General features: G+C 40.6%; 8 protein-coding genes and 1 pseudogene. 6 read left to right on the top strand and 3 right to left on the bottom strand.

Going from position 1 to position 10,742, the window contains the following annotated elements:
• The first annotated feature begins 456 nt into the window (after positions 1-456).
• Positions 457-1,551, top strand: coding sequence for a 3-deoxy-7-phosphoheptulonate synthase (locus tag BM135_RS15670; protein ID WP_092521355.1), 1,095 nt, complete (start codon positions 457-459; stop codon positions 1,549-1,551).
• A gap of 5 nt (positions 1,552-1,556) precedes the next feature.
• The gene (tyrA, locus tag BM135_RS15665) at positions 1,557-2,678 is read left to right on the top strand and encodes a bifunctional chorismate mutase/prephenate dehydrogenase (protein WP_092521353.1); all 1,122 of its coding nucleotides are present in this window, start codon (positions 1,557-1,559) and stop codon (positions 2,676-2,678) included.
• A gap of 95 nt (positions 2,679-2,773) precedes the next feature.
• Here the strand turns inward: tyrA and pheA are convergent, their stop codons facing one another.
• From pheA to bamD, 3 genes are all read right to left on the bottom strand, one after another.
• Positions 2,774-3,928, bottom strand: coding sequence for a bifunctional chorismate mutase/prephenate dehydratase (pheA, locus tag BM135_RS15660; RefSeq protein ID WP_092521351.1), 1,155 nt, complete (start codon positions 3,926-3,928; stop codon positions 2,774-2,776).
• A 396-nt stretch (positions 3,929-4,324) separates the two neighbouring features.
• Entirely contained in the window at positions 4,325-4,657 is a 333-nt protein-coding gene (gene raiA, locus BM135_RS15655) for a ribosome-associated translation inhibitor RaiA (RefSeq protein WP_092521344.1), read from the bottom strand.
• 374 nt (positions 4,658-5,031) lie between these two features.
• On the bottom strand, positions 5,032-5,754 hold the full coding sequence (gene bamD, locus BM135_RS15650; protein WP_175486188.1) for an outer membrane protein assembly factor BamD: 723 nt from the start codon (positions 5,752-5,754) through the stop codon (positions 5,032-5,034).
• Positions 5,755-5,901: 147 nt separating this feature from the next.
• Between bamD and rluD the strand changes: the two genes are divergently transcribed.
• The 4 genes and pseudogenes from rluD to BM135_RS15630 all read left to right on the top strand — a co-directional run.
• Positions 5,902-6,879, top strand: a complete 978-nt coding sequence (gene rluD / locus BM135_RS15645; protein WP_092521340.1) for a 23S rRNA pseudouridine(1911/1915/1917) synthase RluD — start codon at positions 5,902-5,904, stop codon at positions 6,877-6,879.
• Between the two features lie 4 nt (positions 6,880-6,883).
• The gene (gene yfiH / locus BM135_RS15640) at positions 6,884-7,627 is read left to right on the top strand and encodes a purine nucleoside phosphorylase YfiH (RefSeq protein ID WP_092521339.1); all 744 of its coding nucleotides are present in this window, start codon (positions 6,884-6,886) and stop codon (positions 7,625-7,627) included.
• A gap of 130 nt (positions 7,628-7,757) precedes the next feature.
• Positions 7,758-10,331: an ATP-dependent chaperone ClpB gene (gene clpB / locus BM135_RS15635; protein ID WP_092521338.1), complete on the top strand. Its 2,574-nt coding sequence runs from the start codon at positions 7,758-7,760 to the stop codon at positions 10,329-10,331.
• Between the two features lie 230 nt (positions 10,332-10,561).
• Positions 10,562-10,742: pseudogene (locus BM135_RS15630) on the top strand (IS982 family transposase); the annotation flags it as partial.

The raw sequence follows: 10,742 nt of genomic DNA, 5'->3' as shown, positions 1-10,742 counted from the left end.
GATTGTAAATCACAAACGATCATCAATGTTCCTACCTTTATGTACTGAAGGCACATCACTGAACTAACTGTTCAATTTAGACCCGTTTGCCCTAGGTTAATGGAGTGTTTCTATTTTTTTTTGAGTTGTGAAATGTTATTTTCAATGGTTTAACTTTAATATTTATTTATATATTTTGCTGTGTAATTAATCCTCGGTGATTCATTGATTCATTGATTCATTGATTCATTGATTCATTGATTCATTGATTCATTGATTCATTGATTCATTGATTCATTGATTCATTGATTCATTGATGATATCTATAGTATTTCAAATCTAGATGTAAATTTATGTTTACTTAAAATAAGTAAAATTTACATTTTTGGATTGTATTCTTTACGATGCATGGTATGTTATCCACCAGACACTTAGAAAAACATTAAACAGATAAAATAAAGCAAGGCAGGTAGAGAAATGATCATGCAAAAAGACGCTCTTAATAACGTTCATATCCTTGATGAACAGGTTCTTATCACTCCAGAAGAGTTGAAACAGAAATATCCATTGAGTAGCAATGACCTACATGCCATCACAAACGCACGTAATACCATTGCTGACATTATTCAGCATCGTGATCCTCGTTTATTAGTGGTATGTGGTCCATGTTCAATTCATGATGTGGATGCAGCTCTGGAATATGCTCTCCGTTTGAAAGCACTTTCTGCCGAATTGAGTGATTATCTGTATATTGTTATGCGTGTCTATTTTGAAAAGCCCCGTACAACGGTTGGTTGGAAAGGTCTAATTAGTGATCCCTATATGGATGGCTCCTTTGATATGGATTCTGGGTTGCATATTGCTCGCCGACTGTTGTTGAACTTGGTAGAAATGGAATTACCTTTGGCTAATGAAGCTCTGGATCCTAACAATCCACAATATTTGGGGGATTTATTTAGCTGGTCAGCAATTGGTGCCAGAACGACTGAATCTCAAACTCATCGCGAAATGGCATCAGGTTTATCTGTATCGGTCGGATTTAAAAATGGCACTGATGGTAATTTGAATACTGCAATTAATGCCATGAAAGCAGCAGCAATGCCTCATCGCTTTATGGGGATAAATCAGTCAGGCCAAGTTTGTTTATTACAAACGCAGGGTAATCCGAATGGACATGTGATATTACGTGGTGGAGCAATGCCGAATTATAGCGCAGAACATGTCGCTGATTGTGAACGCCAAATGACTAAAGCAGAGTTGATACCATCGCTGATGATTGATTGTAGTCACGGTAATTCTAATAAAGATTTTCGTCGTCAGAGCGTTGTTGTGGATTCTGTTGCTGAACAAATAATGTCTGGAAATCAATCCATCATTGGTATTATGTTGGAAAGCCATATTCATGAGGGCAATCAATCTTCAGAACAACCTCGCGCTGAGATGAAATATGGTGTTTCGGTAACTGACGCCTGTATTAGCTGGCAGGTTACGGAACAGATATTGAGAAAACTGCATCGACAAATTGCTCCACATTTGGCCAGTCGAAATATGACGATGGAAAAAGCAGGATAATCAATATGGCAGCAGAATTGTCACAATTGAGAGCTCAAATTGATGAGGTGGATAAAACCTTATTATCTTTGCTGGCGAGAAGAATGAATTTAGTAACGAAAGTTGGCGAAGTTAAGAGCCAGCTCGGCTTACCAATTTACATACCTGACAGGGAAGCTGAAATGCTGGCTTCCCACCGCAATGAAGCGGAAGATATGGGAATTCCGCCTGATTTGATTGAAGATATCTTACGCCGAATTATGCGAGAGTCTTATGTAAGTGAAAACAATAAAGGCTTTAAAAAACTCGGCACTCATTTGGGGTCAGTGGTTATCGTAGGTGGCTCAGGCAAAATGGGGAAATTATTCAGTCGATTATTGACGCTGTCTGGCTATGAGGTCAGAGTGCTTGAAGCTGGCGATTGGGATAACGCTGAATTTATATTGGCCGGAGCAGGGATGGTGATAGTCAGCGTTCCCATACATTTAACTGATAAGATTATTCGCCGATTACCTCCTTTGCCAGAACAATGTATTTTAGTTGATTTGGCTTCCATAAAACAAAGGCCGTTAAATGCGATGCTTGATACACATCAGGGGCCTGTTTTAGGGCTTCACCCTATGTTTGGACCAGATGTAGGTAGCTTTGCTAAGCAAGTGGTTGTGTATTGTGATGGGCGTTATCCAGAAGCATACCAATGGTTTTTGGAACAGATATCGGTATGGGGAGCGAGATTGCATCAAATCAACGCGGAGAAGCATGATAAAAATATGGGCTTCATTCAGGCGTTGCGTCATTTCACTACCTTTTCTTACGGACTGCATCTTGCAAAAGAAAATATCGACTTACAACAATTGTTGTCACTATCTTCACCGATATATCGATTGGAACTGGTGATGGTAGGACGATTATTCGCGCAAGATCCTCAGTTATATGCTGATATTATTATGTCTAGCCCTGAAAACATTGAACTTATTCGTCGGTATTACCAGAGTTTCGGGCAGGCTCTGGAAATACTGGAACATCAAGATAAATCAGCTTTTATTGAGAGTTTTAATCAGGTGAGTGATTGGTTTGGTGATGAAGCAGCTCGATTTATGAAGGAGAGCCGAGTGCTTCTACAGCAGGCTAGTGACAATCGAATATAGGTGTTAGCTAGATATAGTAAATTGAAATGCCTGAAAAATATTAAAACCGGATATTTCGATTATCTTAAAGAAACCATCCGGTTTTGTTTTTGACTTTAGATAGGATCGATAGGAATTACATTTTCTGATGGATAAGATCCCAATACTTTCAGAAAGCGAGTAATTTCTGTCAGTTCCTTCAACGCTTGTTGCATTTTCATGGAACGAAGGTTGGTTTGCACATCAATATAAAACATCTCTTCCCACGGTTTACCGTTTATAGGGCGAGATTCTAATTTGCTCATTGGAATATCATGTTTCTTTAAGATAATCAGTACATCAACTAAAGCTCCTGCTTGCTGTCCGGTTGACATGATAAAGGTGGTTTTGGCAGGAACTTGATCGGATACTTCAATAGGTTTAAGGGCAATAACAATAAAGCGAGTGCTATTTTCTTGCTGATTTGCCAAGTTGTTTTCTAAAACATGTAATCCATAGAGTGCGCCGCCAGCTTCACTTCCTAATGCAGCGACTTCTGGTGAATTGAGTTCAGCCACTTTTTGCATAGCAGCAGCAGTACTTTCACAGTAGATAATGTTCCAGTCAGGATATTTATTGAGGTATTGGCTACATTGTTGAAAAGGCTGGGAATGGCTGAAAACGGTTTTTATCTTTGAGATATCAGTTTGTCCGGAAATTAATAGACAGTGGTTGATGGGCAGGGTTATTTCTCCAACAAGAGATAGGGGAGTTTGCTGCAATAAATCATAAACTTCATTAATTGCTCCTGAGCTGGTATTTTCCAGCGGTAGGATGCCATAATCAGCCTGACCAATCTCAACTAATGAGAAAATATCTGAGAATTTATGGCAACTGCATTCAATCAGTTGATTAAAGTGACGGGCAGCAAATTGTCGAGCTGCAATATGAGAATATGAACCTTTTGGCCCTAGAAAAGTAATACGGGCAGAATCGTAAGGTGTCTGATTCAGGTGTTGCTGTAATAAAGCTTGTTGGGTGAGAACTGAATCCTCAATGATCATCTGAAATAGCCGAGTAATATAAAAACCATCTAACCCATGTGATTTACCTTTATCAATTAATATATTCAATAATTCTCGTTCACGATTTTTATCTCGGATAGGACGATGGTCGAGCAGTTTTGTCTGGGCGATGTTACCAGCTAACTCTCGGCGTTTAGCGAGTAGATCCAGCAAGCCCGCATCAATATTACTAATTTCTTCTCGTAATTTAACTAAATCTCGTTCCATAGCATGTTCCCGACATTCTTATTTATGAGTATAGTTTGTGTATTGTAGATATTCTTGTGGTCAGTAAAACAAAAAACCTCCCTGCTGATGGGAGGTTTTTATTCATCTTCTTAAAATTCTTTCTGAAACGAAACAACCTCCTCATGAGAAGGTGAAAAAAAAGAAAAAAAATAAGATAGACGGTTTGATAATCATTTGGCCTATTAGCACTCTGCTTGGTTGTTTTAACAATACATCGTTTTAATAATGTACTTTAATTAACCTATTTAGAATGAAGTGTCAACAGAAGGCTTTTCATCTTCATCTTTTAAACGAGTAAAAACAGAAATAAAGCTAATGGTTTAATGACAGTAAAAACGCGCTCATTGAGCGCGTGGGGACAAGAATAAGAGATAATTATACTTCTAAATTGAGATTAGATTCTTTAACACTATTATCTGCACGTCGAGCCTCTGCTTTATGCCGCACTTTGTTGAGTTGTCGCTCTAATTTTGTCAGCAGCTCATTGATCGCAGCGTACATATCTTCATGCTTAGCACTAGCCACTAATGTGCCATTCGGTGTACCAATTGTGGCATCAACCAAGAATCCTTGCGGCTCTTTTGATAATACGATATGTGGGCTAATTAGATTGACTTGCCATTTACTCAACTTATTTAGACGGTCTTCCACATGGCTACGAATTGCGGGGGTAATCTCCATTTGTTTGCTGGTAATATTTACTAACATATAGTTACCTCTTTAATGTTGCTCCGTCTTTGATGTATCCAGCATAGCGCTCTTTTGCGTAAAAAGAATGATCTAAATCACTTTTGCTGTGCGATTTTAGAAGTAAGTGGCAGAACTGTGATAGTCAAGGAAGATATGGATAATATTTATTGCGAAAAAAAGCATTATGCGTCATTGTTCGTCATTTGTGTGATTATAAATTTATGTAATAATTGATAATGAAAATCATCTTATAATGTAAATAATGAAGATATAACTCAAATACATTCGATTTAGATAAAGATAGAAAGATAATTAGCTAAAAAATAGATCAAAAACAGCAGCCGTTTAGCTGCTGTTTTTGATCACTGGTTTAAAACTAATGAGATTGAACTTTATGCAGGGTTGGCAGTGATTAGTTGTGCCACCTTATTTGCTTCAGCTGTCAACCCTAACTCTTTATAAGCCGATTCCATATAAGAGAGAGCTTCTCGAGTCGCGTTAGCATCAGGATAGTCTCGTAGCATCTGTTCTACACGATTAACGACAGCTACATAAGCACTGCGTTTAGTGTAATATTTCACAACCGCAAGTTCATATTTGGCTAAACGTTCTTTAAGGAATACTAATCGCTTGGTGGCATCAGTTGAATACTGACTATTTGGATAGTAACGCACCAATTGGTTGAAATTATGGAATGCGGCACGGGCATGTTCAGGATCACGATTTGATCGTTCAATACCGAAAAAGTCTTGCAATGTACTGTCATCTAAAGCCTGTGAGACCAAACCTCGCATATATAGTACATAGTCGATATTAGGGTGGGTTGGATTCAGACGCATGAAACGCTCAATGGATGCGAGAGCCAGTGGGTATTCCGCTGATTTGTAGTAGGCGTAGATTAAATCAAACTGAAGCTGTTGGGAGTACGGTCCAAAAGGATATCGGGTGTCAAGGGATTCCAATTGTTTGATTGCCGCTTTATAGTTACCTTCTTGCAGCTTTTCCTGCCCAATCGAATAAATTTGAGATGGCGGGATATCAGGAACAGCATCCTTATTGCTGGAACATCCAGATAAAATCAGGCTCAATGTGGTCACTGCCACCAGATATTGCATGCGAATCATCACGTGTTGATTATCCTCTGAGTGTTTTCTGGGAGACTGTCCATGAAGCTCCCGGCAAAATATAGGGTTACAATAGCACACTATTTTAAATGAAACGGCCTCGCCGTCAAAACTCAACGTAAAATATAGAAGTTATATATGGCACAACAAATCCGACTTAATGCAATAGTCGCTGAATCTCAGCTTGGTCAACGTTTAGATCAAGCCTTGGCTGAATTGTTCTCTGATTATTCAAGGTCACGTATAAAAGAGTGGATCTTGGATGATAAAGTTCAAGTTAATGGCAAATTAATTAACAAACCAAAAGAAAAAGTCCTGGGCGGTGAAGAAATTTCCATTGATGCTATCATTAAAGAGGATGCACGCTGGGAGCCTCAGGATATCGAACTGAATATCGTCTATGAAGATGAGGATATTTTGGTAATCAATAAACCACGTGATTTGGTCGTTCATCCGGGGGCTGGTAATCCTGATGGCACGGTATTGAATGCCTTGTTATACCGGTATCCTGAAATTGCAGATGTTCCTCGTGCAGGTATTGTTCATCGTCTTGACAAAGATACGACCGGATTAATGGTTATAGCAAAAACCGTTCCAGCACAAACTCGTTTAGTAGAATCTTTACAATTACGTGAAATAACCCGTGAATATGAAGCAGTTGCTTTGGGATGTATGACAGCCGGAGGAACGGTAGAAGAACCTATTTCCCGTCACCCAACAAAACGGACACATATGGCAGTACATCCTATGGGAAAACCTGCTGTTACCCATTATCGCATTATGGAACATTTCCGGGCGCATACCCGTCTGCGTCTGCGTTTGGAGACTGGCAGAACACACCAAATTCGTGTGCACATGGCACATATAAAACACCCGCTGGTGGGAGATCCTCTGTACGGTGGACGGCCTCGTCCATTAAAAGGATCTTCTGATGAATTTCGCGAAGTGATGCGCAATTTTGATCGTCAGGCATTGCATGCGACCATGTTACGTCTTTACCATCCGATCACTGGAATTGAGATGGAATGGCATGCTCCATTACCGGATGACATGGTTAAATTGGTTGAAGTGATGAAAGCGGATGCCGAAACTTTCAAAGATGAGATGGATTGGTAGGTAAATGACACCACTGATTTTTCCTGATTGGCCACAGCCTGATAATGTTGGTGCTTGTAGTACTACCCGTTTGGGTGGGATAAGCCTGACCCCATATGACAGTTTAAACTTGGGTAATCATGTCGGGGATGTTCCAGAATACGTAGAACAGAATAGAACCTTGTTGGTTGAATATGCCCAATTACCGCAGCAACCTATATGGTTGGAACAAGTACATGGAACACGTGTTATCACACTTGATGGTCAGTCATTGGTAAATAATCAGGCCGATGCCGTTTACACGAATATATCCGGGCAGGTTTGTGCTGTGATGACAGCAGATTGCTTGCCAGTTCTTTTTTGCAGTATTTCTGGCGATGAAGTTGCTGCAGCGCATGCTGGATGGCGTGGATTATGTGCAGGAGTGCTGGAGAATACCGTATCTCGATTTAGTGCAAAACCTGACATGATCCGCGCATGGTTGGGGCCGGCTATTGGCCCCTCAAAATTTGAGGTGGGAAGTGAAGTTAGGGAAGCTTTCATCACAGTCAATTCTGATCTGGAGAAGGCTTTCGCACCTTATGGCGATAATTATGGTGATAAGTTTCTGGCAAATATTTACTTACTGGCTAAATTGAAGTTGCAGTCAATGGGAATAACAGAGATTTTTGGTGGAACCGCATGTACTGTCATGGAGGAAAAGAACTTTTTCTCCTATCGTCGTGATGGTAATACAGGGCGCATGGCAACTTTAATCTGGTTGCGATAACCTACTTCACAGGACGATCTTTGGCGTATAGCGGTAAGTTCCCAATTAACTTTTCAGAAGACCTTGAATATTTAAGGAATGGACCTTATCTAGTCTCCAGTGGCAAATTTTTACCAGTATTGGAGGTGTTATGCGTCTGGATCGTCTTACCAATAAATTCCAGCTTGCTCTTGCTGACGCCCAATCCCTCGCATTAGGGCGTGATAATCAATTCATCGAACCTATCCACTTGATGGGTGCATTACTCAATCAAGAAGGTGGTTCAGTTCGTCCTTTATTGACCTCGGCAGGGGTGGATACAGGAAGCTTCAATAATCAACTGAATCAGGCTCTGAACCGATTGCCGAAAGTAGAGGGCAATGGTGGAGATGTGCAGGTATCCAACGAGCTAGGACGTTATTTAAACCTGTGCGACAAACTTGCGCAAAAAACAGGTGATAATTTTATTTCTTCTGAACTCTTTGTTCTGGCAGCGATAGAAGAACGTGGAACATTAAGTGACATGTTGAAAATTGTGGGAACAACCAAAGATAAAATCACTAAGGCAATAGAACAGATGCGCGGTGGCGAAAAAGTGAATGATCAAGGCGCAGAAGATCAGCGCCAAGCGTTAAAGAAATATACAATTGATCTGACTGAACGTGCTGAACAAGGCAAATTAGATCCTGTTATTGGACGTGATGAAGAAATCCGTCGAACCATTCAGGTATTGCAACGTAGAACCAAAAACAATCCTGTTCTTATTGGCGAGCCAGGAGTTGGTAAGACTGCAATTGTCGAAGGTTTGGCACAGCGTATAGTTAATGGTGAAATTCCTGAAGGACTGAAAAACAAACGTGTCCTGTCTCTTGATATGGGAGCGTTATTGGCTGGTGCTAAATACCGTGGTGAATTTGAAGAGCGTTTGAAAGGTGTTTTGAATGATCTTGCTAAACAAGAAGGCTCAGTCATTCTGTTTATTGATGAATTGCATACCATGGTAGGTGCGGGCAAAGCCGAAGGCGCAATGGATGCTGGTAACATGCTGAAACCCGCTTTGGCTCGTGGTGAACTGCATTGCGTTGGGGCAACAACACTTGATGAATATCGCCAGTATATAGAAAAAGATGCAGCTTTGGAGCGTCGTTTCCAGAAAGTTTATGTGGCAGAACCCACTGTTGAGGACACGATTGCTATTTTACGTGGATTGAAAGAGCGATATGAATTGCATCATCATGTCCAGATTACTGATCCAGCAATCGTTTCGGCTGCAACATTATCTCATCGCTACATTTCTGATCGCATGCTGCCTGACAAGGCAATTGACCTGATTGACGAAGCAGGGGCAAGTCTGCGTATGCAGATGGATTCGAAACCAGAAGCACTGGATCGCCTTGAACGCCGCGTTATTCAATTGAAGCTTGAACAGCAGGCACTGAAAAAAGAGTCTGATGATGCCAGTAAAAAACGTTTAGAGATGCTGAACGAAGAATTGGCAGAAAAAGAACGCGAATATTCTGAATTGGAAGAAGAATGGAAAGCAGAGAAAGCTGAACTTAGTGGCACTCAGAATATCAAAGCCGAATTAGAGGATGCACGTATTGAATTAGAAAAGGCACGCCGTAACGGTGATTTGGCCAAAATGTCTGAAATTCAGTACGGAAAAATTCCGGAATTGGAAAAGCGTCTGGCAACAGCAACAACAGTAGAAAATCGTCATATGAAGCTGCTACGTAACAAAGTCACAGATGCTGAAATCGCTGAAATACTTGCTCGCTGGACCGGAATTCCTGTATCCAGAATGTTGGAAAGCGAAAAAGATAAATTATTGCGCATGGAGCAAGAATTGCATAAACGTGTGATTGGGCAGAATGAAGCTGTTGATGCTGTATCGAATGCAATTCGTCGTAGCAGAGCGGGGCTATCTGATCCCAATCGTCCGATTGGCTCTTTCATGTTCTTGGGGCCGACTGGGGTAGGTAAAACAGAATTGTGCAAGGCGCTGGCTAATTTCTTGTTCGACAGTGATGATGCTATGGTGCGCATTGATATGTCGGAGTTTATGGAAAAACACGCAGTTTCAAGGTTAGTGGGAGCCCCTCCCGGATATATTGGATATGAAGAAGGTGGGTATCTGACAGAAGCGATACGCCGTCGTCCTTATTCTGTCATTTTGCTGGATGAAGTAGAGAAAGCACACCCAGATGTTTTCAATATCTTGTTGCAGGTATTGGATGATGGTCGTCTGACTGATGGTCAGGGGAGAACTGTTGATTTTCGCAACACAGTTGTGATTATGACCTCTAACTTAGGTTCCGATATGATCCAAGAACGTTTTGGTGCACTGGATTATATAGGGATGAAAAATATGGTGATGGAAGTGGTTGGCCATCATTTCAGACCTGAGTTTATCAACCGTGTTGATGAAGTTGTTGTATTCCATCCATTAGGAAAAGAACATCTGACATCTATTACGAATATTCAATTGCAGCGTTTATATCAGCGTCTGGAAGAACGAGGTTATCAGGTAGAGATGACACTTTCAGCACTGGAAAAACTAAGTGAAGCAGGTTTTGACCCTGTATACGGTGCTCGCCCATTGAAACGGGCTATTCAGCAAGAGATCGAAAATCCGCTGGCTCAACAGATTCTTTCTGGCAAGTTAATTCCAGGTAAACTAGTGACTTTAGATCTAGAAGACAATCGCATTGTTCCAAGGCAATGATATTACTTGCTTGGAAAGCCCATAAATATAAAAAAGTACAGAAGATAAAGTAACGTTGAGATAAAAAGAGGTGCAAAAAACATCTCTTTTTTCTTTTTATAGATTAATAAAACACCAATGTATGGAGTTTTGGGTAATAAACCCGAATTCTGGATAAGAAATTGACGAGAAGCCTGTTCCCGGAGCAATGTTTTGGTGAAGGCCGAAACAGCTCCGGGGAGGAACAGGCTATGAACAACTTAGTTGAAATTTTCATCGGTGTCGATGACTTTTGTCGTTTTTTCATTCCACAATGGGAACAGTTTTGTCTCAAGAAGAGATATCGCCTACGTCGTAGAAAAGGTCATATGTATCCCAGTGAAATCATGACCATCTTGCGCCTCTTTCATCTGTCGCATTATCGTGATTTTA

The sequence above is a fragment of the Xenorhabdus japonica genome (assembly GCF_900115195.1).
Taxonomy (GTDB): Bacteria; Pseudomonadota; Gammaproteobacteria; order Enterobacterales; family Enterobacteriaceae; genus Xenorhabdus; species Xenorhabdus japonica.
This window is presented reverse-complemented; position numbering and strand designations above follow the sequence as displayed.